The organism is Actinosynnema sp. NPDC023794, from assembly GCF_040639675.1.
Lineage (GTDB): Bacteria > Actinomycetota > Actinomycetes > Mycobacteriales > Pseudonocardiaceae > Actinosynnema > Actinosynnema luteola.
In genome coordinates this window covers 267987-291962 of the sequence record NZ_JBFAFR010000003.1, presented here as the reverse complement: position 1 = coordinate 291962, position 23976 = coordinate 267987, and the positions used below count along the sequence as shown (strand labels likewise).

The following is a 23976-nucleotide window of genomic DNA, read 5'->3' as shown; positions in this document are numbered from 1 at the left end:
CGCAATGGCCAAGATGATCGCGTTCGACGAGGATGCCCGCCGCGGTCTCGAGCGTGGGATGAACATTCTCGCCGACGCCGTCAAGGTGACGCTCGGCCCCAAGGGCCGCAACGTCGTGCTCGAGAAGAAGTGGGGCGCGCCGACCATCACCAACGACGGCGTCTCCATCGCCAAGGAGATCGAGCTCGAGGACCCGTGGGAGAAGATCGGGGCCGAGCTCGTCAAGGAAGTGGCGAAGAAGACGGACGACGTCGCGGGTGACGGCACCACGACCGCCACCGTGCTCGCCCAGGCTCTGGTCCGCGAGGGCCTGCGCAACGTGGCCGCGGGCGCCAACCCGCTCGGCCTCAAGCGCGGCATCGAGAAGGCCGTCGAGGCCGTGACCGAGCAGCTGCTGAAGACCGCCAAGGAGGTCGAGACCAAGGAGCAGATCGCCGCCACGGCGTCCATCTCCGCGGGCGACTCGACCATCGGCGAGCTCATCGCCGAGGCGATGGACAAGGTCGGCAAGGAAGGTGTCATCACCGTCGAGGAGAGCAACGCTCTCGGGCTCGAGCTCGAGCTCACCGAGGGCATGCGCTTCGACAAGGGTTACATCTCCGGTTACTTCGTGACCGACCCCGAGCGCCAGGAAGCGGTCCTCGAGGACCCGTACATCCTGCTCTACGGCTCGAAGATCTCGTCGGTGAAGGACCTGCTCCCGCTGCTGGAGAAGGTCATGCAGGGCGGCAAGCCGCTGCTGATCATCTCCGAGGACGTCGAGGGCGAGGCCCTGGCCACGCTGGTCGTCAACAAGATCCGCGGCACGTTCAAGTCCGTCGCCGTCAAGGCGCCCGGCTTCGGCGACCGCCGCAAGGCGATCCTGCAGGACATCGCGATCCTCACCGGTGGCCAGGTCATCACCGAGGACGTCGGCCTCAAGCTGGAGAACGCCGACCTGTCGCTGCTGGGCAAGGCGCGCAAGGTCACCGTGACCAAGGACGAGACCACGGTCGTCGAGGGTGCGGGTGACCCCGAGCAGATCCAGGGTCGCGTGAACCAGATCCGCGCCGAGATCGAGAAGTCGGACTCCGACTACGACCGCGAGAAGCTGCAGGAGCGCCTGGCGAAGCTCGCCGGCGGTGTCGCGGTGATCAAGGCCGGCGCCGCCACCGAGGTGGAGCTCAAGGAGCGCAAGCACCGCATCGAGGACGCCGTCCGCAACGCGAAGGCCGCCGTCGAGGAGGGCATCGTCGCCGGTGGTGGCGTCGCGCTGCTGCAGGCCGCCGAGATCGCGTTCCAGGGCCTGAACCTCGAGGGTGACGAGGCGACCGGCGCGAACATCGTCAAGGTCGCCGTCGAGGCGCCGTTGAAGCAGATCGCCGTCAACGCCGGCCTCGAGGGTGGTGTCGTCGTGGAGAAGGTCAAGGGCCTGCCCGTCGGCCACGGCCTCAACGCCGCGACCGGTGTGTACGAGGACCTGCTGGCGGCCGGCGTGCCGGACCCGACGAAGGTCACGCGTTCGGCGCTGCAGAACGCCGCGTCGATCGCCGCGCTGTTCCTCACCACGGAGGCCGTGGTGGCGGACAAGCCCGAGAAGGCCGGCGCCGCGCCCGCCATGCCCGAGGGCGGCGGCATGGACTTCTGATCGACCGGGTCACCTGACCCAGGTTCGATCGGCTGAAGTCACGAAGGGCCCGGTTCGCCTCTGGCGAACCGGGCCCTTCGCCGTGCCGGGGTGCTGGTGGGATGGAGGCACGGATCACCAGGGCAACGGGGTCAATGGGTCACACGACCGGGTGAGATCAACCAAGAAGTGTACGGAAACACCGTTATCGTCCCTCGGTTAAACCAGACGGAACCCCGAACCACCCACCCACCCACCCACCCACCCACCCGCCTCCACCGCCCACCCCGCTTCCACGCCGTACTCATCCCCACCGCCCAACCTGCCCCCGGCCGACGCCGACTCGGCCACCGCCGAACTCGCTCCGCCCGCCTCACCGCTCACCAGCCCCCGACACCGCATCTCCTCCCCGAGCGCCCGCCCAGTCGAGCGCCCGCCAAGCCCAGCGCCCGCCAAGCCGCTCAGCCGCTCATCCCTGTCCCGGTCTCAGCCCGAACCCCAACCACCGAGGCCAGCCGGTCCGGAGCCAGACCCGCACACCGCTCGCCCGACACCGCTCGCCCGACACCGCTCGCCCGACACCGCTCGCCCGACACCGCTCGCCCGGACTCGATGACTGGAGCTGACCACGTGCTCATCGCGCACTTGAGCGACCCGCACCTGCGGACCGATGCGTTGGCTGCCGAACCGGCCGCGTCGTTGCACCGCGCGTTGGGGAGGGTGCTCGCCTTGGATCCCCGGCCGGACTGCGTGGTGATCACCGGCGACCTCACCGAGCACGGGCGGGTCGAGGCGTATTCGCAGTTGCGTGAGGTGATCGGGGCGTTCCCGTTGCCGCTGCACCTGACCACCGGCAACCACGACAACCCGGCGGCGCTGCTCGAGGTGTTCGGGGGATCGTCGTTCCTCGGCGGCGGGTCGTCGACGCACTACGCGGTCGCGCATCCGGGGTTCACGGTGGTCGCGCTCGACTCCTGGGTGGCGAGCAGTCCGGCCGGGCACGTCGGTGACGAGCAGTTGTCGTGGCTGGACGACGTGCTCGCCCAGCGGCCCGACGTGCCGGCCTTCGTCTGCCTGCACCACCCGCCGGTGGCGGTCGGCGTTCCGTTCCTCGACGGCATGCGGCTGGACGACGGGCCGGCGCTGGGTGCGGTCCTCGCCCGGCACGGCAACGTCGCCCGCGTCCTGGCCGGGCACGTGCACCGGGCGATCAGCGTGCCGTTCGCGGGCACGGCGGTGGCCGTCGCGCCCAGCACCTACCGCCAGACGTCGCTGACCCTCCGCGCCGACCGCCAGATCGGGTACCTCGCGGAGCCGACCGGGTTCCTGTTGCACGTCGCGACCGAGTCAGGGTTCGCCACGCACACGGTTGCGGTCAGTGATGCGGGGGCGGTGATCGGGGCGTTCTGAAGTGGAGGAATTCGCCTGCTCGGGTGGGGTGGTGGTGGCAGAAAGTTCAGGCTCCAAAACACACGAATGGGCGACGTAGAGGGTCCGCGGCGATGGCTTCGGCGAGGGCGTGGGACACCGGTTTGCCGTCCGCGAGGAGCTTGTGGAACGTGCCCATGGTCATCGCGGCGGCCCGGTCGCCGACCTGGTTGACCGCGGCGACGACGGTGCGCGAGCCGCTCGCCAGCAGCGCGCCCGCGAAACCCAACGCCTCGTCGCCCGGCCGGATGTGACTCAGCGCGAGCGAACACGCCGCCAGGATCACTTGTTCGGGTGTGGTTCGGAGGCGGGCGGTGTCGTGGGCGAACAGCGGGCCGTCGGCCAGCTCCAGGCGCGAGAACAGGGCGTTGTCGGCGACGTGCTCGCCGTGCGCCGCGATGTGCGCCAAGCGGGCGCCGTCCAACGCGGCCAGGACGTCACTCACCGCTTCCGCCATCACGGCATCGGGGTACGTGCCGCGCAGGTCGCTCACCTCCCCGACCACCTCGGGCAGGTTCGGCCCGGCGACCAGCACGACTCGCGTCGCCGACGTCCGGGCCGACATCGCGTTCAGCCACGCGGTCGCCGAAGGGGCGACCACGATCGGGCGACCGTGCAGCGACGGCAGGGTGTTCCACGGCACCGCGTACAGGTCGCCGGTCGGCACGACGACCAGCTCGCGCTCACCGATCAACCCGCCGAGCGGCCCGAACAGCGCCTCGTCCAACCGCTCCGCCCGCCGCGCCGCCGACGCCGCCACCGCCGCCGCGAGCAGCGGCGACAGGTGGTCCGGCCCGAGCACGTCGACATCGGCGTGCAACTGCCGCGCCGACTCGAACACCTGCGCCGTACGCCCCAGCCGCACGAGCTTCGCCTCACCCGCCACCAGCACCACGGCCGACAGCACGTCACCGTGAGTCACGAAGCTCACCAACGCGCGATCACCCAAGGCGGCACGCACCTCCGCCACCCCGCGCACCGGCCGCGGCCGGCCCCACACGCTCGTGTGCCACCCGAGCCGCGCCACCTCGCGCTGCAACGCGTCCAGCCGGGCCTCCAGCTCGGCCACCGGCCGACCGTCCAACCGCGCCTGCTGCACGGCCCGCGACAACGACCGCGACTGCGCCACCCGCCGCGCCAACACCGGGTCGTCGATCGCCGGCAACGGCTCGTACCGGTACACCTGCGCGCGCGTGCGCTCCAGCCAGTCGAACGTCGCCTCGGCGTCGCCGTCGTGCTCCAGCACCAGCCCGACGGCGAGTTCGCCCAGCTCACGGCCGTGCACGGCGGTGCCGCAGAGTAGGTCCAGACCACCCATCCGATCACGGACGCGGCCGAGCTCGGCCAGGCCCTCCTCCGCTTCGCGCAACGCGGGCCCCGGCTCGCCGACGGCCACGGCCAGCTCGGCACGGCACAGCCGCCGCAGCATCCGGTGGTCGATCGGGGTGATGGGCCCCGGCGCCGGCACCTGGTCCAGCAACGTGCGCGCGGCCTTGGTGTCGCCGCGCCGGATCGCCATCCGCACGGCGAGGAGCCTGGCGACGGAGGCCTCGTCGGTCAGCCCGACCGCGGTCAACCGCTCGGCCAGCCGCGTCGCGCGGGCCGGCGTGACCCGGGCGGAGGTTCGGGTGGGCAGTGCCGCGGATCGCTCCTGCGCGGGCACGAACGGGCCGGTGGGGGCGAGGGCGGGGATGCCGCTCGGAGAGGCCGGGACGGGGGTGGGGATGCCGCTCGGAGAGGCCGGGACGGGGGTGGGGATGCCGCTAGGAGAGGCCGGGACGGGGGTGGGGATGCCGCTAGGAGAGGCCGGGACGGGGGTGGGGATGCCGCTCGGGGAGGGCGGGGCAGGGGCGGCGGCGCTGATGGGCCAGGTGGGGGCCGAGCCGGTGCCGGACGTGGGCGCGGCGCCGGAGGCTGGTCCGGTGCTGGAGGTGTCGTGGCCGGCTGCGGCGTTGGGGGGTCGAGTGGCGGAGGCGAACTCGGCCCTCATGCGCATCAACGCCGCCAACTCGGCCCACGACTTGCTGCCACGTCGGCGGAACCGGCGTTGGGCCTGCTCCGCCAGTTGACGCGCGGTGGTCGGGTCGTTCTGCAGCAGGGCCGCCGCCGCGCGGGCCAGTTCGGCCTCCGCCAGGTCCTGGCCGACGCGCCGCCGGCGCAGCACGACCAGCGCCTCGTCCAGGTGCCCGGCCGCCTCGTCGGCCAACCCCGCCGCCAGCATCACGCGCGCCCGGTCGATCTGGGTCCGGGCCACCAAGTCCGGCGCCAGCAGCCGGAACACGCGTTCGGCCTGCTCGTGGTACGCCAACGCGCGGGGAACGTCACCCGTCAGGTGGGCGATGTCGCCGAGGTTCCCCAGCGCCTTCGCCTTCATCAGCGGCAGGTCCTCGGCCTCGGCCAGCTCGATCGCCCGGCGCACGTCCCGCTCCGCCGCCTCCGGCAGGCCGAACGCGATGGTGGTCAACCCGCGGTTCACCAGGGCCGTCGACAACGTCGCCGCGCCGACCGCGCCGGACGCCCACCCGGCCTCCAGCTCGCGCACCGACTCGTCGTACAGCGCGATGGCCTCGGCGGTCCGGCCGGCCCGGTGGAGGATCAGGGCCTCCTGGTCCTTCACGATCGCGCGCAGGCCGACCGCGTCCGGGCCCTCGGGCAGCGTGGCGATCAGCTCGCCCGCCGTGCGCAGGCGCGCCAAGCCGTCCTCGACCGAGTCCGTCTCCGCCTCGCCGTACGACAGCGTGATCAGGATCCGGATGCGGACCGTGGTCGCTTCGGCGTTCGGTGAAATCACGGGCAGTGCACGCAGCGCGCGGCGCAGGAGCGTCACCGCTTCGGCCGGCCGTCCCCCCGACGCCGCTCGGAACGCCTTTTTGTGCAGGTCAGCCGCTGCTTCGACATCGTTCGAAGTGCGAGAGGAGACCGGTGAGGCTGCACGAGACACGGACACGTCCTTAATGCCAGCACACAGAACGTGTCCGAGAAGCCGTCTTGTGGATGCTATCCGTGCGCCGATCGGGTCACTCTCCGTGAGAGCACCACCGGTCGACCCACCGTGACGCCGTCCCCGCAGCTGTCTGGCGGAACCGTTCCTACAACATGATCGTCGGTGTCACGACCGTCCGCCCCGGCTCGCCGCGCGAGTTCACCAGGTGGACCACGATCTGCGTGGTGCCGGCGGGCACGTCGGACAGCACGAACCGGCCACCGTCGTCGGCCTTGGTGGTGCTCGACTCGTGCTCGGCCACCCGCACCTCGACGGTGTGCTCACCCGCGGGCACGAGCCAGCCGTCGATGCGGTGCCGTGCGCCGATGGAGGTGAAGTTCACCATCAACGTCAGGTTGTCCACGGTGAACGTGATGGTGCCGGGGCTGCCGCCGCGCACGCCCGCGAACGAGCCCGCGCGTTCCCAGCGGGCCACCTCGACGTCCAGGTTCTCCAGTGCCACCGCGAACTGGATCCGTTCGACGAGCCCCGGTGGGGGTGCGTCCAACTCGTACACCAGGCGGTTCAGTTCAGTGAGGACAGCGGTGTCCTCTTGGCCTCTGCGGTCATCGCGCGGGTCGATGTCGTTCACCGCGATCCTCCTTCCGCGTCGAGATGTGTGCGCAACATGGTCAGGCACCGACCCCGGGTGGGGCCGATGCTGCCGCGCGGCATGGACAGTGCTTCGGCGACCGCGCGGTACTCCGCCCGGCCGGCCAGCACGGTGAGCCGCAGAAGTTCCTGGCACTTCTGCGACAGACGGCCGAACGCCCGCCACAGCCGGTGGTCCCGGTCGTCGACCAGGGCGGCGTCCTCGGGCAGGCCGTACTCGCTTTCCAGTTGGTCCGCCAGCTCGTCGCTCAGCGCCGCTTCACGGCGAGCCGGTGTCCAGGTCCGTTGGGCCTCGCGGCGCGTCGCGACGACGAGCCACCCGGCCAGCGCGCGCGGCTCGACCAGCCGGTCGAGGTGCCGCAGCAGCGCGAGCCAGACCGTCTGCACCACGTCCTCCGCGGTGCTGCGGTCCAGTCCGTGTCCTCGGGCGACGTGCCACACCAGTGGCGTCAGGTCGGCGACCAGCACGTCCAGGGCCCTGCGGTCCCCGTCGCGGGCGGCGACGACACAGGCCGCGTGCCGGTCCGTCCCGTCGAGCCCCTCCCACGGTGGGCGCTCACCGGCTGTGCGCAGTTCTCCCACGTCGTCACCTCCTTCTCGGCGTCCCCCAGCCGAAGCTGATCGTCACACACCCGTGCCGCCACCGGCGCGGCGGCGGTCCGCGATGCCCCCCTCGCACCGCGGACCGCCTCCCCCCAATTGCGGGCGACCTCCGATCGGCACCCCTCGAAGCCGACCGACTGCCACCCTTCCTCCCCCAGAGGTTCAGTTGCCTGCCACTGGCGCGCTGTCGGCGTCCACCGGTTCGCTGTGCGTCTGGTGGTGGCCGGCCGGCGTCACCGGTGGCACCTCGTTCAGGTCCTGCTTCGGGTCGAGCTCGTCGACCGGCTCCTCGTCACCCGCGAACTGCTTCTCCAGCTCCACGGGATCCAGTTCGTCGACGCCAGGCGGATTGGCGGTCATGCGGCCTCCTCAGTCGGGGTGAGGACCGGTCATCAGGTAAGGAGTGAGTAGTTCTACGCGAGATACATCGCGTCGTTTTAACAGTTCACTGATGTCGCCTGCGGCCCGGCGCGGAGAGCTATGGTCCAGACCATGCTTGAGGTCATCGCACTGGACGCCGCCGACGCCGAGGCCGCGCAGGCCGGCGGCGCGCACCGGCTGGAACTCACCGTCGACATGGCCGCGGACGGGCTGACGCCGCCGGTCACGGTGCTGCGGGACGTGCTCTCCGCGACCGACCTGCCGGTCCGGGTCATGCTGCGCGACGCGCCCGGTTTCGCGCCCGGCGACCTGGACGGGCTGCGGCGCGACGCGGCGGCGCTGCGCGAGGCGGGCGCGGCGGAGTTCGTGCTCGGCTTCCTCGACGCCGACGGGTGGGTGGACGAGGCGGCGTGCGCGGCGCTGGTCGCCGAGTTGGACGGTTGCGCGTGGACGTTCCACCGCGCGCTGGACAACTCGGCGGACCCCGAGGCGGCGTGGGCCGTCGTCGGCGGACTGGGCTGCGACACGGTGCTCGCGGCCGGCAGCGCGCGCGGGGTCGGCGACGGCCTGGCCGTGCTGGAGCGGTTGGCCGCGCGGCAGGGCGCGGTGCGCCTGCTGGTCGGCGGCGGGCTCGAGGTCGAGCACGTCGCGCCGCTGAAGGCCGTCGGCGTCACGGGGTTCCACGTCGGCAGCGCGGTGCGGCCAGGCGGGTGGGACGCCCCGGTCTCCGCCGGCGCCGTCCGGACCTGGGCGAGCTTGGTCTAGACCGCTTGCCGATGCGGACATTAGCATCGCCGTTGCGTCCCGTGGAATAGCCATTGCACATCACGCAACACGGGACACCTGAGAGGTGGGCGAGATGCGGTTCGCAGGAGCAGTCGTCGTGGCCGCCGTCGTGCTGGCCGGGTGTGCCCCGGTCCAGTCCGGCTCGGCGCCGGCCGGTGGTGACGAGCAGGCGGGTCAGCTGAGGGTCTGGCTGTTCGACGAGGTCAACCGGAGTCCGAAGGAAGCGGTCGTCAAGGAGGCGATCACCGAGTTCGAGCAGGCACACCAGGGCGTCACGGTCGATGTCCAGTACATCCAGGTGCAAACGCGCGCCGAGCGGTTCAAGGCCGCGTTCAGCGACGCGGAGAGCGCGCCCGACGTGGCCGAGTTCGGCAACACCGACCTGGCGGGCTACGTCGCGGGCGGCGGGTTCGCCGAACTCGACCTCGGCGGCTGGGACGAGGCGAAGGACCTGCTGCCCGCCGTCCTCGACACCGGCAAGGTGGACGGCAAGGTCTACGGCGTGCCCTGGTACGTCGGCGTGCGCGCGCTCTACTACCGCACCGACGTCTTCCAGGAGCTGGACCTCCAGCCACCGGCCACCCTGGACGAGATCGCACCGCTGGCCAGGAAGGTCCGCGCCGCCAAGCCGGACCTGCTCGGCATCTCCGCCGGCGGCAAGTACACCTACGGCGCGCTGCCGTTCGTGTGGGCCAACGGCGGCGACATCGCCCGCAAGGACGGCGACAAGCACGTCTCCGCCATCGACAGCCCCGAGTCGAAGGCGGGCCTGCGCCAGTACACCGAGCTGATCGCGGACGACATCTGCCCGCCCGCCCAGTGCGCGGGCAACGGCGGCGACGCCAGCGTCGAGGCGTTCCGCGCGGGCAAGGCGGCGATGGTCGTGGGCGGCGACTTCAACCGCAAGTCGGTCGACGCGTCCACCGCCGCGGGCAAGTACGCGGTCGTGCCGCTGCCGGGGAAGAAGGCCGGTGAGATCGCGCCGGCGTTCGCGGGCGGCAACCTGCTCGGCGTGATGAAGGGCAGCGAGCGCCGGACGCTGGCCACCGAGTTCGTGCGCCTGCTGGGCGGCAAGGAGTACCAGCGCAAGATGTTCGACGCGATGGGGAACCTGCCGACGTTCGGCGACGTGCAGGCCGAGGTGGCGAAGGCCAACCCGGTGCTGGAGCCGTTCATCCGGACCCTGGAGGCGGGCACGCGGTTCGTGCCGGTCACGCCCGACTGGGCCAAGATCGACGCCCAGGCCGTGCTGCCGACGTTGGTGCAGCAGGTCGCCGCCGGCGGGGAGGACCTGGACAGGGCGGCCAAGGACGCGGCCGACCGGATGAACGCCGCTTTCGGCTCGTGATGCGGGCGACCAGGGGCGACGGGCGGATCGCGTTCGCCTACCTCGCCCCCGCGCTGCTGGTGCTGGTCGGGCTGATGGGTTACCCGATCTACCAGCTCGTGCTGATCTCCCTGTTCGACTACGGCCAGGAGCAGGTCAGCGGTGGCGCGCCGCTGACCTTCCTCGGCCTGGGCAACTACACGACCCTGCTGTCGGACGAGCGGTTCTGGTCCGTGCTCGGGCAGACGGTCGGGTTCGCCGCGGTCTGCGTGGCGGGCACCCTGCTGGTCGGCGCCGCGCTGGCGGTGCTGGCCACCAGGGTCCGCACGTGGGCGCGGACGGTGCTGTTCCTGGCCGCGCTCGGCGCGTGGGCGACGCCGGCGGTGGCCGGGTCGACGATCTGGCTGTTCCTGTTCGACGCCAACTTCGGGTTCGTCAACGAGGTCCTGGGCGCCACCGGGCTCTCCTGGACCTACGACAAGTGGACGGCGTTCGGGCTGGTCGCGGCGCAGGTGATCTGGTGCTCGTTCCCGTTCGTCATGGTCACCCTGTACGCGGGGATCAAGGCCGTCCCCGGCGAGGTGCTGGAGGCCGCCGCGCTGGACGGCGCGAGCACGACCAGGACGGCCACCAAGGTGATCCTGCCGCTGCTGCGGCCACTGCTGGTCGTGGTGACGATCCAGTCGGTCATCTGGGACTTCAAGGTGTTCACCCAGATCTACGTCATGACCAACGGCGGCGGCATCGCGGGCCGCAACCTGGTGCTCAACGTCTACGCCTACCAGCAGGCGTTCGCCGCGTCGGAGTACGGGCTCGGCGCGGGCATCGGCGTGGTGATGACGGCGTTGCTGCTGCTCGTCACCCTCGGCTACCTGCGCGCGCTGCGGCGGAGCGGGGAGGCGCTGTGAACCGGCGGGTGTCGCGGGGCTTGGCGGAAGCGGTCACGGTCGTCGTCGCGGCCGTGGTGGCGTTCCCGCTGTACTGGATGGCGCTGACGGCGCTGAAGCCGGAGGCGGAGGTGATCTCGGCCGACCCGCGGCCGTGGACGCTCGCGCCGACGCTCGACAGCTTCGTGCGCGCGTTGACCGTGCAGAGCTTCGGCCGCTACCTGCTCAACAGCGTCGTGGTCGCGGTCGCGGTGGTGCTGCTGAGCCTGCTGATCTCGTTCCTGGCGGCCACCGCGCTGACCCGGTTCCGGTTCCGCAGCCGCACCACGCTGCTGGTGATGCTGCTGGTGGTGCAGATGGTGCCGGTCGAGGCGCTGACCATCCCGCTGTTCTTCCTCATGCGGTCGGTGCGGGACGTGGCGCCGGTGTTCGGGCTGAACCACCTCGGCTCGCTGGTGCTGGTGCACCTCGCGTTCAGCCTGCCGTTCGCGATCTGGATGCTGCGCGGGTTCGTCGCGGCCGTGCCGGTGGAGTTGGAGGAGGCGGCGACGCTGGACGGCGCGTCCCGCTTCCGGTTCCTGTGGCAGGTGCTGTTCCCGCTGGTGGCGCCCGGCCTGGTGGCGACCAGCGTGCTGTCGTTCATCCACGCGTGGAATGATTTCCTCTTCGCGAAGACGTTCATCATCTCGGCGGCGGAGAACCAGACGCTGCCGTTGGCGCTGCAGGTGTTCGTGAAACCCGATCAGAACGACTGGGGGGCGATCATGGCCGGTTCGACGTTGATGACCATCCCGGTGCTGCTGTTCTTCATCCTGGTGCAGCGCCGGCTGGTCGCGGGCCTGGCCGGGGCGGTGAAGTCGTGATCCTGCCGCGTCCCGTCTCGTTCACCCGCGGTGGGGGTGAGGTGCCGTTCGACGGCACGTTCCAGGTCACGCGGGAGGCCGGTCCCGCCGAGGGGTACCGGCTGTCCGTGTCGGCGGACGGCGTGCGGGTGCGGGCGTCCGACGACGCCGGGGAGTTCTACGCGCGGCAGACGTTGCGGCAGTTGAGCGGGCCGGCGGCGTTCCGCGCGGTGGCTCCGGGCGCGGTGACGTTGCCGGTGTGCGAGATCGAGGACCACCCGCGGTTCGCGTGGCGCGGCGTGATGCTGGACGTGGCGCGGCACTTCCTGCCCAAGCACGACCTGCTGCGGTACGTCGACCTGCTGGCCGTGCACAAGCTGAACGTGCTGCACCTGCACCTGACCGACGACCAGGGCTGGCGGTTCGAGTCCCGCAGGTTCCCCCGGCTGCACGAGGTCGGCGGGTGGCGACCGGACTCGCGGTTCGGCGACCGGCGTTCCGGCGGCATGGCCGGACGGCCCCACGGCGGCTACTACACCCAGGACGACCTGCGGGAAGTCGTCGCGTACGCGGCGCAGCGGCACATCGCGGTGGTGCCGGAGATCGACGTGCCGGGGCACAGCCAGGCGGCCATCGCGGCGTACCCGGAGCTCGGCGCGTCCGGCGGCGGCGTGTGGACGGACTGGGGGATCAACCCGAACGTGCTGCGGGGCGACGAGTCCACAGTGGACTTCTACCGGCAGGTGTTCGACGAGCTGCTGGACGTGTTCCCGTCCGAGGTCGTCGGGCTGGGCGGTGACGAGGCCGAGGGCGGTGACGGCCGGTTCGTCCGGCGCATCGCCCAGCACCTGCACCAGCGCGGGCGGCGGCCGTTCGGGTGGGACGAGGTGCTCGGCGTCGGGCCCCTGCCGACCCGCACGATCGTGGCGTCGTGGCGCGGCGAGGACCCCGGACTGACCGCGCTGGACCGCGGCCACGACGTGGTGATGTGCCCGGAGGAGCACGTCTACCTGGACTACCGGCAGTCCGACCACCCCGACGAGCCGATCCCCGTCGGCACCGTCACCACGGTCGAGGACGTCTACCGGTACGAGCCGGCGGCGGCGGACCGGGTGCTCGGGGCGCAGGCGAACCTGTGGACCGAACACCTCGACTCGCCGCGGCGCCTCGACTACGCCGCGTTCCCCCGGTTGAGCGCGTTCGCCGAGGTCGTGTGGAGCCCCGCCGAGCGCGACGTGGCGGAGTTCCTGACCCGGCTGGCCGAGCACCACCTGCCGCGGCTCGACGCGCTCGGCGTCGAGTACCGCCCCCTCGACGGCCCCCGGCCGTGGCAGGTGCTGCCGGGCGTGCCCGGCTACCCGCGGTGATCAGTCCTCTTCGGGCATGAGGATCCAGCAGGCGAGGTAGAGGACGGCGCCCGCGCCGAACCCGAAGAGGGTGGCGGCGACCAGCAGGATGCGGACCAGCGCCGCGTCCACGCCGAGCAGCTTGGCGACGCCGCCGCACACGCCCGCGACCATCTTGTCGGTCCGGCTGCGGCGGAGCTTCTTGACCTTGTCGGTGGCTTGGTTGAGCACGTCGTTCGTCATGGCTCAAGAGTGCGCCGGGGAGGCCGTCCGGGGCATCGGGGACGCACCCTGACTTCACCCGGACCCCTGTTCTCAGGGTGTCACGAGGACCTTGCCCCTGAGGTCGCCCGCTTCGGCGCGGCGGTGCAGTTCGGGCAGGTAGGCGAGGCCGTGACGTTCGGACACGTCGACCACGACCACCCCCCGGTCGACCAAGGCGACCAACGCGGTCAGCTGCGCCGGGTCGAAGCGGGTGACGAAGTGGGAGCCGGGCGCGTCGCACGTGGTCGCGGAGACGACGACGCCGCCCAGCCGCGCGACTTCGGCGTCGGCGACGAGGTTGAGCACGACGTCGAACCGTCCCGTCGGCCCGTAGCCGGCGACCTCGTCCGCACCCAGCTCCCGCACGGTGCCCGCGCTGCGCGGAGAGGCGGTGGCGGTGACGTGCGCGCCCGCGTGCTTGGCCAACTGCACCGCGAACCCGCCGATGCCGCCGCCCGCGCCGTTGACCAGGACCCGGTGGCCCGGCTGGACGTTCCCGTGCTCGACCACCATCTGCCACGCGCTGAGGCCGGCCAGGGGCAGGGCGGCGGCGTCGGCCAACGGGATGGCGCGCGGCGCGGTGACGAGCCGGTCGGCGGTGGTGACGGCGTACTCGGCCGCCGCGCCGTCGATCCAGCCGACCACCGGTTCGCCGTCGACCGTGCCGGCCACGTCCCAGCCCAGCGCGTGCGGGAGGGCGAGGTCGAACACGCCCGCCCGCACCGCGACCTCGGTCGGGTTGAACGAGGTCGCGGCCACCCGCACCAGCACCTCGCCGGGACCGGGTTCGGGGATCGGGATGTCGTCGACCACGATCACGTCCGGGCCGCCGTGGGTGTGGATGCGTGCGCTCTTCACGGTGTCGAACGTAGGCCCGGCGTGGAAGACGACCCATGTCTGGAGGTCCTGCATTCATGTTTAATCGTCTTCGTGGACGTGCTCAGCGACGTGATCGCGGTGATGCGCACCGGACGGCCCGTCGCCGCGCGGGTGGCGTGGGAGGAGCCGTGGGGGCAGCGGTTCGCGCCGGTGCCGGGCGCGTCCGGGTTCCAGGTCGTGCTGGAGGGCACGTGCTGGCTCCTGCGCGATCGCGCCGACCCGGTCGAGCTGCGCGCGGGTGACGTCGTGTTCCTGCCCGACGGTCGGGGTCACGCGCTCGCGGACCGTCCCACGACCCCGGTGACCAGCGTGCCGTGCGACCCGAACGACCCGGACTTCGCCGCCGACCACCCCGTGCCCGCGAACCCGACCACCGTCACGTTGTGCGGCGCGTACGAGCTGGACCACGTCCACCCGCTGCTGCGGGACCTGCCGGACACCGTGCTCGTCTCCGGCCCTGAACTGCACGCCGCCGTCACCCTCCTCGCCGGCGAGCTCGAACGCCCGCGCCTGGGCTCCGACGCCCTCGTCCCGGCACTGCTCGACACGCTCCTGCTCTACCTGCTGCGCACCTGGTTCACCGGGAACCCGCAGACCACCGGCTGGGCGGCGGCGCTCAACGACCCCGTCATCGCCACCGCGCTGCACCAAGTCCACCGCGATCCCGCGCACCCGTGGACGGTGGCGGGCCTCGCCGCGACCGCCGGCCTGTCCCGCGCGCCGTTCGCCAAGCGCTTCACCGCGCTGGTCGGCCAACCACCGCTGACCTACCTGACGTGGTGGCGCATGACCACCGCCGCCCGCCTGCTACGCGACACGGACGCGCCGCTGGCGACCATCGCCGGCCAGGTCGGCTACACGTCGGAGTTCGCCTTCGCCGCCGCGTTCAAGCGGGCTCACGGCACAGCACCGGGCCGCTACCGCCGCTTACCCTCGACCCCGTGACGCCAGACGAGCTCGCCGCCGAACTGGACCGCGTCGGCTACCTGCCCGGCCAGGGCATCGCGACCGCCGCCTACCTGGCGTTGCGCATGCACCGGCCGCTGTTCTGCGAGGGCGAGCCGGGCACCGGCAAGACCTCCCTGGCCGTGGCGCTCGCCCAAGCGCTCGCCCTGCCCCTGATCCGGCTCCAGTGCCACGAGGGCATCGACGCCACCCAGGCCCTCTACGACTGGGACTTCCCCCGCCAGCTCCTGCACCTGCGCGCCCTCGAAGCCGCCGGACCCGTCGACGCCGAGCGGGCCGAAGCCTCCCTCTACACCCGCCGCTTCCTCCTCGCCCGACCGCTCCTGCAAGCGCTCGAAGACGCGCCGTGCGTCCTGCTCGTGGACGAGGTGGACCGGGCCGACGACGAGTTCGAGGCGTTCCTCCTCGAAGTGCTCGGCGAGAACTCGGTGACGATCCCCGAACTGGGCCGCATCACCGCGAAGACCCCACCACTGGTCGTCCTCACGTCCAACCGCACGCGCGAGGTGCACGACGCCCTCAAGCGCCGCTGCCTCTACCACTGGCTGGAACACCCCGACCTGGCCCGGGAGATCGCCATCCTCCGCCGCCGGCTGCCGGGCGTCACCGAACGCCTCGCGCACCAGGTGGCGTCAGCCGTGCGGCGGTTGCGCGAACTGGATCTTCTCAAGCCGCCGGGCGTCGCCGAGTCCCTCGACTGGGCGGAAGCCCTGCTCACCCTGGGTCGGACCGAACTGGACGCGGAATCGGCGGCGACCACGCTGGGTGCCGTCCTCAAGTACCGGGAGGACGCCCAGCGCGCCCTTTCAGCCGGTGTGCTGGGCGGCGTGACCGGGAGCACAATCGGGGGATGACGGGAGCCGGGGCGTCGGTCGGGCTCGTGGGGTTCGCCCGCGCGCTCCGGCACGGTGGCGTCGCGTGCGGGCCCGAGCGGGTGCAGGCGTTCGTCGCGGCGGTCGACCTGCTCGACGTGGCACGGCGCGAGGACGTCTACTGGGCGGGTCGGGTGACGTTGTGCGGCGAGCCCGACGACCTGCCCCGGTACGACGCGGCGTTCGCGGCCTGGTTCGGGGGGATGCCGCCCGCTCCGCCGGGCAGGCGCGCCCGGCAGACCAGTCACCTGGCCGCCCTCGGCAACGGCACGGCGAGGCACAGCCGGGCGGCGCCCGCGGTCAAGGTGGCCGCCAGTGACGTGGAAGTGCTGCGGCGCAAGGACATCGCCACGCTCAGCCCCGCCGAGAAACGACACCTGGACGAACTGCTGGCCGTCCTCGAACCCGTCCCGCCGAGGAGGCGCGCGCTGCGCCGGACACCGGCACGGCGAGGCGCGATCGACCCACGCCGCACCCTCAAGGACATGCTCGCCACCGGCGAGACGGCCCGGCCGCGACACCGCCGCCGCGCCACCCGGCCCCGCAAGGTCGTGCTGCTGATCGACGTCTCCGGCTCGATGAAGCCCTACGCCGACGCCCTCCTCCGCTTCGCGCACGTCGTCGCCCGCCGCATGCCCGTCGAGGTCTGCACGCTGGGCACCCGCCTGACCCGCGTCACCCGCCACCTGCGCCACCGCGACCCGGAGCAGGCGCTCGGAGCCGCCGCGCGCGCCGTGCCCGACTACGAGGGCGGCACCCGGCTCGGCGAGACGCTCAAGGCCTTCCTCGACCGCTGGGGCCAGCGCGGAGCCGCACGGCGCGCCGTCGTGGTCATCTGCTCGGACGGCTGGGAACGCGGCGACGCGGCCCTGCTCGCCGACCAGGTCCGACGGCTCAGCCGGCTCGCGCACAAGGTCGTCTGGGTCAACCCGCACGCCGGCCACGACGGGTACCGGCCGGTGCAGTCCGGCATCGTCGCCGCCCTCCCGCACCTGGACCGGCTGCTCGCCGGGCACAGCCTCGACACCCTGCACGCCCTGCTGGAGGAGGTTCGACTTGCGTGATGTCCTCGCCGAACTGGCCGAGCGCGTCGACCGGGGCGAGACGGTCGGCGTCGGCACGGTGGTCGCCACGTTCAGCTCCGCGCCCCGCCCACCCGGCGCGGCGATGCTGGTCGGCGCGGACGGCGCCGTCGTCGGCAGCGTCTCCGGCGGCTGCGTCGAAGGCGCGGTCTACGAACTGGCCCAAGAGGTGGTGCGCGAGGACCGGCCGGTCCTCCAGCGGTACGGCGTGAGCGACGACGACGCGTTCGCGGTGGGCCTGACCTGCGGCGGGATCATCGACGTCTACGTCGAGCCGGTCAACCGGCGGAGCTTCCCCGAACTGCCCGAGGTCCTGGAGGCGGTCCGGGCGCAGGAACCGGTGGCCATCGCCACGATCGTGGAACACCCGGAGTGGGTCGGCCGGCGGGTGGTCGTCTGGCCCGACCGCGCCACCGGCGACATCCCCTCGGCCCGAGCCCGCGACGCCATCACCGACGACGCCCGCGGCCTGCTCGCCACCGGCCGCAGCGGCACCCTGCACTACGGGCCCGACGGGCAGCGGCGCGGCGAGGGCATGGCGGTGTTCGTGAACTCGTTCGAGCCGCCGCCCCGGATGCTGGTGTTCGGCGCGATCGACTTCGCCGCCGCCGTGGCCAGGCTGGGCGCGTTCCTCGGCTACCGCGTCACGGTGTGCGACGCGCGCCCGGTGTTCGCCACGAAGAGCCGGTTCCCCGAAGCCGACGAGGTCGTCGTCGACTGGCCGCACCGCTACCTCGCCGGGCAGGCCGACGCCGGGAAGGTCGACGAGCGCACGGTGGTCGCCGTCCTGACCCACGACCCGAAGTTCGACGTGCCGCTGCTGGAGGTCGCGCTCCGCCTCAAGCTCGGCTACGTCGGCGCGATGGGCTCCCGCCGCACGCACGACGACCGGCTGCGCCGGCTGCGCGAGGCGGGCCTGGCCGAGGGCGAACTGGCCAAGCTCGCGTCCCCGATCGGCCTCGACCTCGGCGCGCGCACGCCCGAGGAGACGGCGGTGTCGATCGCCGCGGAGATCATCGCGCTGCGCTGGGGCGGGGGAGGTGAGCGACTGGCCAGGACGGACGGCTCCATCCACAAGTGAGGGGGTTGTTTGACGAGGCAACAAAGAGCAGGCTCGGCTGTGACCCCCATCACCACCACTCTTGGAGGGTTCATGCGGATAACGGTCACCGTCGACGGCGTCGATTACCGCGACGACGTCGAACCGCGCACGCTGCTGGTCCACTACCTGCGCGAACGACTCGGCAAGACCGGCACGGTCGTGGGCTGTGACACCAGCAACTGCGGCGCGTGCACGGTCCACCTCGACGGCCACAGCGTGAAGTCGTGCGCCGTGCTCGCGGTGCAGGCGAACGGCCGCGAGGTCACCACCGTCGAGGGACTCGCCCGCGACGGGCAGCTGCACCCCGTCCAGCAGGCGTTCCACCGCAACCACGCGTTGCAGTGCGGGTTCTGCACCCCCGGGATGATCATGCAGGCCATCGACCTGCTCGCGGACAACCCCGACCCCGACGAGGACGAGGTGCGGCACGGCCTGGAGGGCAACCTCTGCCGCTGCACCGGCTACCAGAACATCGTGCGCGCCGTCCGCGACGCCGCGCGGACGATGAGCCCCGGCTCCGGCCCCGAAGCGGAGCGCGTGGACGAGACGGCGCTGGTCGACCGCGCCCCGATGCACGCCGGCGGTGGTGAATGACCGCCACCGCCGAACCGGAAGCCGGAGCACGGGAGGTCGGCCGGGCCCGACGCCGCAAGGAGGACGCCCGGCTGATCACCGGCGCGACCCGGTGGACCGACAACATCCAGCTCGCCGGGATGCTGCACATGGCCGTGCTGCGCAGCCCCGTGGCGCACGCCCGGATCACCTCGGTCGACGTCACCGAGGCCGTGCGGATGCCCGGCGTGCTGGTCGCGCTCACCGGCCAGGACCTGGCCGCCGAGCAGGGCAGCCTGCCGTGCGCGTGGCCGATCACCGAGGACATGCTGGCGCCGCCCGCCCCGTCGCTGGCCGTCGACCGGGTGAACTTCGCGGGCGAGGCCGTCGCCCTGGTCGTGGCCCGGAGCGCCGCCGAGGCGCACGACGCGCTGTCCCTGATCGACGTCGACTACGAGGACCTGCCGGTCGTGCTGGACATGGAACGCGCGATCGCGGACGACGCCGACCTCGTCCACCCCGACCTGGGCTCGAACAAGAGCGCGACCTGGGTGTTCGACTCGGCCGAGGCGGGCACCGGGTCCGACGTCGACCAGGCCATCGCCGACGCGGAGGTGGTCGTCGAGCGCACGTTCCGCCAGCAGCGGCTGATCCCGGCGTTCATGGAACCCCGCTCGGTCGTGGTCGACCCGTCGCCGGACTCGGTGACGATGTGGTCGGCCACCCAGGTGCCGCACATCCTGCGCTGGATGCTGGCGGCCGTGCTCGGCATCCCCGAGCAGCAGATCCGGGTCATCGCGCCCGACGTCGGCGGCGGTTTCGGCGGCAAGCTCCAGGTCACGCCGGAGGAGGTGCTGACCCTGCTGGTCGCGCGCCGCCTCGGCAAGCCCGTCAAGTGGACCGAGTCGCGCACCGAGTCGATGCTGTCCGCCCACCACGGCCGCGACCAGCTGCAGCGCATCACGATCTCGGCCCGCCGCGACGGCACGGTCACCGGCCTGAAGGTGGACCTGCTCGCCGACATGGGCGCCTACCTGCGGCTGGTCTCGCCCGGGGTGCCGATCCTGGGCGCGTTCATGTTCAACGCCATCTACAAGTTCCCGGCCTACCGGTTCACCTGCACGAACGTGTTCACGAACAAGGTGCCGACCGACGCGTACCGCGGCGCGGGACGGCCCGAGGCCACGTTCGCCATCGAGCGGATCATGGACGAGTTGGCCGCCGAGCTGGGCGTCGACCCGCTGGAGCTGCGCGAGCGGAACTGGATCAAGCACGAGGAGTTCCCGTTCACCACGGTCGCGGGCCTCACCTACGACTCGGGCGACTACGAGGCCGCCACCGCCCGCGCGAAGGAGCTGTTCGGGTACGACGCGCTGCGCGCCGAGCAGGCCGAACGCCGCGCCGACGGCGACCCGGTGCAGCTGGGCATCGGCATCTCCACCTACACCGAGATGTGCGGGCTCGCGCCGTCACGCGTGCTCGGCGCGCTGCGGTACGCGGCGGGCGGCTGGGAGCACGCGGCGATCCGGATGCTGCCCACCGGCAAGGTCGAGCTGATCACCGGCACCTCGCCGCACGGCCAGGGCCACGTGACGGCGTGGAGCCAGATCGTGGCCGACCGGCTCGGCGTGCCGTTCGAGGACGTCGAGGTGCTCCACGGCGACACGCGCGTCTCGCACCGCGGCATGGACAGCTACGGCTCGCGGTCGCTGGCCGTCGGCGGCGTGGCCGTGGTGCTGGCCGCGGACAAGGTGCTGGCCAAGGCGCGCACGGTCGCCGCGCACCTGATGGAGGTCGCCGAGGACGACGTCGACTTCACGGCCGGCACGTTCTCCGTGCGCGGCACGTCCACGACCATGGCCCTCGGCGACGTGGCGGTGGCCGCGCACGTCGCGCACAACCTGCCCGACGGCGTGGAGCCCGGCCTGGACGCCGAGGCCACGTTCGACCCGGAGAACTTCTCCTACCCGCACGGCACGCACCTGTGCGCCACCGAGGTCGACACGCAGACCGGCGCGGTGAAGATCCGCTCCTACGTGTGCGTGGACGACGTCGGCAAGGTGGTCAACCCGATGATCGTGGAGGGCCAGGTGCACGGCGGCCTGGCGCAGGGCATCGCGCAGGCCCTGTACGAGGAGGCGGTGCACGACGAGAGCGGCACGCTCACCACGGCCACCTTCGCCGACTACCTGCTGCCGTCCGCGGTCGACCTGCCGCACTTCACCACCGACCGCACCGAGACGCCCGCGACCAGCAACCCGCTGGGCGTGAAGGGCGTCGGCGAGGCGGGCACCATCGCGTCCACGCCCGCCGTGGTCAACTCGATCGTCGACGCCGTGCGGCACATGGGCGTCACCGAGGTGGAGATGCCGTGCACCCCGATGCGGGTGTGGAAGGCGATCCACGGCCGCGGTGACGGCGTGCCGACCACACCCGGCGCGGGTGGCGGCCTCGGCTCCATCGACTCGCGCGCCGCCGACGAGCGGGGAGGCGCGGAATGATCCCGGCCGAGTTCGACTACGTCGCGCCCGCCACGGTGGACGAGGCGGTGCGCGCGCTGGCCGCCGGCGGCGAGGACGCCAAGGTGATGGCCGGCGGGCAGAGCCTCATCCCGGTGCTGCGGATGCGGCTGGCCGTGCCGACCGTGGTGGTCGACCTGTCCGGGCTGACCGAGCTGACCGGCGTGCACGACGACGGCGACTCGCTGCGCATCGGCGCCATGACCACGCACTACGAGGTGCAGCGCGACCCGTTGGTGCGCGAGCACGCGGAGCTGCTGCGGCTGGCCACGGACACCGTCGCCGACCCGCAGGTGCGGCACCGGGGCACGTTCGGCGGCTCGCTCGCCCACGCCGACCCGGCGGGCGACCTGCTCGCGCCCGCGTTGGCGCTGGACGCCGTGATGGTGTGCGCCGGGCCCGGCGGCACGCGCGAGGTGCCCGCGGCGGAGTTCTTCGTCGACTACTTCACCACCGCGCTGGCGCCCGACGAGCTGCTCACCCACGTCAAGGTGCCCAAGCTGACCGGCTGGGGCGCGCACTACGAGAAGTTCAACCGCGTCGCGCAGGCGTGGTCGATCGTGGGCGTGGCCGCCGCGGTGCGGGTGTCCGAAGGCCGGATCGCCGCCGCGCGCGTCGGCCTGACCAACATGGGTCCGACCCCGGTGCGGGCCCGCGGCGTGGAGGAAGCGCTGGTCGGGCAGCCCGCGACGGCCGAGGCGATCACGGCGGCGGCCACCCGCGCCGCCGAGGGGGCCGACCCGCCGAACGACGGCAACGCCGACGCCGAGTACCGGTCGCACCTGGCCCGCGTGCTCACCGAGCGGGCGGTGACGGCCGCGGTGAGCGCATGAAGCTCGAGCACCGGTTCGCCGTCCCCGCGCCCGTGCCGGACGTGTGGGCGGCGCTGCTCGACCCGGAGAAGGTGGCGCCGTGCATGCCGGGCGCCACCCTCACCGGGGTCGAGGGGCGGAAGTTCACCGGCACGGTCAAGGTCAAGCTCGGGCCCGTCACGCTGGTGTACAAGGGGACCGGCGAGTTCACCTCCGTGGACGAGCGGGTGCACGCGGCCGTGCTGAAGGCGTCCGGCAAGGACACCAGGGGCAACGGCACCGCGTCCGCCTCGGTGTCCGTGGCGCTGGTGTCGGCCTCGGACGGCACCGAGGTGTCCGTGGTCACGGACCTGAACGTCACCGGCCGTCCCGCCCAGCTCGGCCGGGGTCTGATCAGCGAGGTCAGCGGCAGGATCATCGGCGAGTTCGCGGAATGCCTGGCGACGCGGCTCGCGCCGGCGGAAGCTGAGGAGGTGACTGGAACCGAGACCGCCGCCAAGCCGCACCTGCGCGCCGTGCCCGACGAGCCGATCGACCTGGTCGACACGGCGGGTGCGCCCGTGCTCAAGCGGGTGCTGCCGGTCGTGGCCGGGCTGCTGGTGGTGGCGCTGCTGGTGCGCAGGCTCCGCGGGCGGCACCGCTGAACGCGCGCGGCGGGCGATCGGTCCTCGGGCTGGTCGCCTGCCTCTGCCTGCTCGCGGCGTGCACCGGGTCGCCGGTGGTGATCACGACCGCGCGGCCCGCGCCCGCGACGTCGTCGGTCGCGCCCGAGCCGCCGTCGTTCACCCTGGCCGCGGGCGGCGACATCCTGATCCACCCGGCGCTGACGGAGCAGGCCGACGCCGACGGGGCGCGCAACTTCGTGCCGCTGCTGGAGGGGCTGCGCGAGGCGATCGACGCCGACGTGTCGATCTGCCACCTCGAGACGCCGCTGTCCGCGCCCGGCGCGCCGACCTACGGCTACCCGGCGTTCAGCGCGCCGCCGGAGGTCGCGTCGGCGTTGAAGGAGATCGGCTACGACAGTTGCTCCACCTCGTCCAACCACACCCTCGACCGGGGCGCGCCGGCGATCAGGACGACGCTGGACGTGATGGACGCGGCGGGGCTGAAGCACACCGGCTCGTTCCGCTCGCCGGAGGAGTCCGCGACCCCGTTGCTGCTGGACGTGGGCGGGGTGAAGGTCGGGCACATCGCGTTCACGTACGGGTTCAACGGCATCCCGCTGCCGCAGCCGTGGATGGCGAACCAGCTGTCCACGGAGGGCGTGCTGGCGGCGGCGCGCGCGGCGAAGGCGGCCGGCGCGGAGGTCGTGGTGGCGAGCCTGCACTGGGGCAACGAGTACCAGCACGAGGCCACGCCGCAGCAGCGGGAGATGGCGCGGGCCGTCCTCGCCGACCCGGCGGTGGACCTGATCATCGGCACGCACGTGCACGCCGTGCAGCCGATCGAGCAGATCGGCGGCAAGTGGGTCGTCTACGGCATGGGCAACGAGGTGGCCCGCCACTCCGAGCCGCGCGGCATCACGGAGGAGGGCATCGTCACCCGCTTCAAGTTCGTGAAGGGCCCGTCCGGCTGGGCGGTCCAGGAGGCGTCCTACATCCCGACCCTGGTCGAGTTCGGCCCGCCGATCCGCGTGGTCGACCTGACCCGGGTCCCCGCCACCCCCCGCCGCACCGAAGCGCTGAACCGCACCGACGGCATCGTGCGCAGCCTGGGCTCCGCCATCGCCCGCCCGTGACCGGACCCGGCGAGTCGTAACGCTCCGAAACCGTTGGGGCGAAACGGAAAACCACTTGTCACCCACTCGGTTATTACCGGTCGGGATCGGCAGACGGGCACAGACGGACGCGCCCGTCTGTGCTCCACTCGGTGGGCGAACATTCACGGGCAGCCACTGCGACGAACGTCGTGACGCCCACTGTGGAGGGAGGCTCCAATGTCTGTTCACACCTTGACCCTGCCGGTCGCCGCGCCCGGCGACCTGGCGCGGCTGAGCACGCTGGTGGCGGAGCCGGAGTCCGCGTTGGCCGACCCGCCGCTGCCCGTTCCGAACGCGGCCGGCGTGCTCCTGCTCGGCCTGCTGCTGGCGCTCTCGCCCGGCACGCCGAAGGAACCGTCGAAGTAGGC

The 23976-nt window shown here is 72.5% G+C and carries 23 protein-coding genes; 17 read left to right on the top strand and 6 right to left on the bottom strand.

Annotated elements, in window-relative coordinates:
* Positions 1 to 4 precede the first annotated feature (4 nt).
* Both groL and AB0H12_RS09945 read left to right on the top strand, forming a co-directional pair.
* Complete coding sequence (gene groL / locus AB0H12_RS09950) at positions 5 to 1627, top strand: chaperonin GroEL (RefSeq protein WP_499622528.1); 1623 nt, start codon at positions 5 to 7, stop codon at positions 1625 to 1627.
* Positions 1628 to 2218: 591 nt separating this feature from the next.
* On the top strand, positions 2219 to 3016 hold the full coding sequence (locus AB0H12_RS09945) for a phosphodiesterase (protein ID WP_499622229.1): 798 nt from the start codon (positions 2219 to 2221) through the stop codon (positions 3014 to 3016).
* 46 nt (positions 3017 to 3062) lie between these two features.
* On the opposite strand, the gene AB0H12_RS09940 is transcribed toward AB0H12_RS09945, so the two are convergent.
* The 4 genes from AB0H12_RS09940 to AB0H12_RS09925 form a co-directional block, all read right to left on the bottom strand.
* A complete protein-coding gene (locus tag AB0H12_RS09940) occupies positions 3063 to 5825 on the bottom strand; it encodes a CHAT domain-containing protein (protein ID WP_499622228.1) in 2763 nt (920 codons plus the stop codon).
* Between the two features lie 298 nt (positions 5826 to 6123).
* Entirely contained in the window at positions 6124 to 6546 is a 423-nt protein-coding gene (locus tag AB0H12_RS09935; RefSeq protein WP_268997141.1) for a carboxypeptidase regulatory-like domain-containing protein, read from the bottom strand.
* A gap of 59 nt (positions 6547 to 6605) precedes the next feature.
* The gene (locus AB0H12_RS09930) at positions 6606 to 7211 is read right to left on the bottom strand and encodes an RNA polymerase sigma factor (protein ID WP_230569746.1); all 606 of its coding nucleotides are present in this window, start codon (positions 7209 to 7211) and stop codon (positions 6606 to 6608) included.
* A 183-nt stretch (positions 7212 to 7394) separates the two neighbouring features.
* A complete protein-coding gene (locus AB0H12_RS09925; protein WP_499622227.1) occupies positions 7395 to 7592 on the bottom strand; it encodes a hypothetical protein in 198 nt (65 codons plus the stop codon).
* 132 nt (positions 7593 to 7724) lie between these two features.
* On the opposite strand from AB0H12_RS09925, the gene AB0H12_RS09920 reads away from it, so the two are divergent.
* The 5 genes from AB0H12_RS09920 (at position 7725) to AB0H12_RS09900 (ending at position 12822) form a co-directional block, all read left to right on the top strand.
* A complete protein-coding gene (locus AB0H12_RS09920) occupies positions 7725 to 8378 on the top strand; it encodes a copper homeostasis protein CutC (RefSeq protein WP_499622225.1) in 654 nt (217 codons plus the stop codon).
* 94 nt (positions 8379 to 8472) lie between these two features.
* Positions 8473 to 9747, top strand: a complete 1275-nt coding sequence (locus tag AB0H12_RS09915; protein ID WP_499622223.1) for an extracellular solute-binding protein — start codon at positions 8473 to 8475, stop codon at positions 9745 to 9747.
* Positions 9747 to 10634, top strand: a complete 888-nt coding sequence (locus tag AB0H12_RS09910; RefSeq protein ID WP_499622222.1) for a carbohydrate ABC transporter permease — start codon at positions 9747 to 9749, stop codon at positions 10632 to 10634. Before AB0H12_RS09915 ends, AB0H12_RS09910 begins: the two co-directional genes overlap by 1 nt.
* Positions 10631 to 11476 (top strand): carbohydrate ABC transporter permease, encoded by an 846-nt coding sequence (locus AB0H12_RS09905; protein ID WP_230569751.1) that lies wholly within the window; start codon positions 10631 to 10633, stop codon positions 11474 to 11476. Before AB0H12_RS09910 ends, AB0H12_RS09905 begins: the two co-directional genes overlap by 4 nt.
* Positions 11473 to 12822 carry a beta-N-acetylhexosaminidase gene (locus AB0H12_RS09900; protein ID WP_499622220.1) on the top strand — a complete coding sequence of 450 codons (1350 nt, stop codon included), beginning with the start codon at positions 11473 to 11475 and terminating at the stop codon, positions 12820 to 12822. Before AB0H12_RS09905 ends, AB0H12_RS09900 begins: the two co-directional genes overlap by 4 nt.
* On the opposite strand, the gene AB0H12_RS09895 is transcribed toward AB0H12_RS09900, so the two are convergent.
* Together AB0H12_RS09895 and AB0H12_RS09890 are read right to left on the bottom strand one after the other, a co-directional pair.
* On the bottom strand, positions 12823 to 13044 hold the full coding sequence (locus AB0H12_RS09895) for a PspC domain-containing protein (RefSeq protein WP_499622219.1): 222 nt from the start codon (positions 13042 to 13044) through the stop codon (positions 12823 to 12825). It lies immediately after the preceding gene.
* 72 nt (positions 13045 to 13116) lie between these two features.
* Positions 13117 to 13923 (bottom strand): NADP-dependent oxidoreductase, encoded by an 807-nt coding sequence (locus tag AB0H12_RS09890; protein WP_499622217.1) that lies wholly within the window; start codon positions 13921 to 13923, stop codon positions 13117 to 13119.
* A gap of 72 nt (positions 13924 to 13995) precedes the next feature.
* Between AB0H12_RS09890 and AB0H12_RS09885 the strand changes: the two genes are divergently transcribed.
* The 10 genes from AB0H12_RS09885 (at position 13996) to AB0H12_RS09840 (ending at position 23974) form a co-directional block, all read left to right on the top strand.
* Positions 13996 to 14889 carry an AraC family transcriptional regulator gene (locus AB0H12_RS09885; protein WP_499622215.1) on the top strand — a complete coding sequence of 298 codons (894 nt, stop codon included), beginning with the start codon at positions 13996 to 13998 and terminating at the stop codon, positions 14887 to 14889.
* A complete protein-coding gene (locus tag AB0H12_RS09880; protein WP_499622213.1) occupies positions 14886 to 15764 on the top strand; it encodes an AAA family ATPase in 879 nt (292 codons plus the stop codon). The genes AB0H12_RS09885 and AB0H12_RS09880 overlap by 4 nt, the downstream gene beginning before the upstream one ends.
* The gene (locus tag AB0H12_RS09875; protein WP_499622212.1) at positions 15761 to 16846 is read left to right on the top strand and encodes a vWA domain-containing protein; all 1086 of its coding nucleotides are present in this window, start codon (positions 15761 to 15763) and stop codon (positions 16844 to 16846) included. Before AB0H12_RS09880 ends, AB0H12_RS09875 begins: the two co-directional genes overlap by 4 nt.
* The gene (locus tag AB0H12_RS09870) at positions 16839 to 17945 is read left to right on the top strand and encodes an XdhC family protein (RefSeq protein ID WP_499622210.1); all 1107 of its coding nucleotides are present in this window, start codon (positions 16839 to 16841) and stop codon (positions 17943 to 17945) included. The genes AB0H12_RS09875 and AB0H12_RS09870 overlap by 8 nt, the downstream gene beginning before the upstream one ends.
* A gap of 72 nt (positions 17946 to 18017) precedes the next feature.
* A complete protein-coding gene (locus AB0H12_RS09865; protein ID WP_499622208.1) occupies positions 18018 to 18560 on the top strand; it encodes a (2Fe-2S)-binding protein in 543 nt (180 codons plus the stop codon).
* Positions 18557 to 21019, top strand: coding sequence for a xanthine dehydrogenase family protein molybdopterin-binding subunit (locus tag AB0H12_RS09860; RefSeq protein WP_499622207.1), 2463 nt, complete (start codon positions 18557 to 18559; stop codon positions 21017 to 21019). Before AB0H12_RS09865 ends, AB0H12_RS09860 begins: the two co-directional genes overlap by 4 nt.
* The gene (locus tag AB0H12_RS09855) at positions 21016 to 21870 is read left to right on the top strand and encodes an FAD binding domain-containing protein (protein WP_499622206.1); all 855 of its coding nucleotides are present in this window, start codon (positions 21016 to 21018) and stop codon (positions 21868 to 21870) included. Before AB0H12_RS09860 ends, AB0H12_RS09855 begins: the two co-directional genes overlap by 4 nt.
* Positions 21867 to 22493, top strand: a complete 627-nt coding sequence (locus AB0H12_RS09850; protein WP_499622204.1) for an SRPBCC family protein — start codon at positions 21867 to 21869, stop codon at positions 22491 to 22493. The genes AB0H12_RS09855 and AB0H12_RS09850 overlap by 4 nt, the downstream gene beginning before the upstream one ends.
* A gap of 74 nt (positions 22494 to 22567) precedes the next feature.
* Positions 22568 to 23587: a CapA family protein gene (locus AB0H12_RS09845; protein ID WP_499622202.1), complete on the top strand. Its 1020-nt coding sequence runs from the start codon at positions 22568 to 22570 to the stop codon at positions 23585 to 23587.
* A gap of 198 nt (positions 23588 to 23785) precedes the next feature.
* The gene (locus tag AB0H12_RS09840) at positions 23786 to 23974 is read left to right on the top strand and encodes a hypothetical protein (protein ID WP_499622201.1); all 189 of its coding nucleotides are present in this window, start codon (positions 23786 to 23788) and stop codon (positions 23972 to 23974) included.
* Positions 23975 to 23976 lie beyond the last annotated feature (2 nt).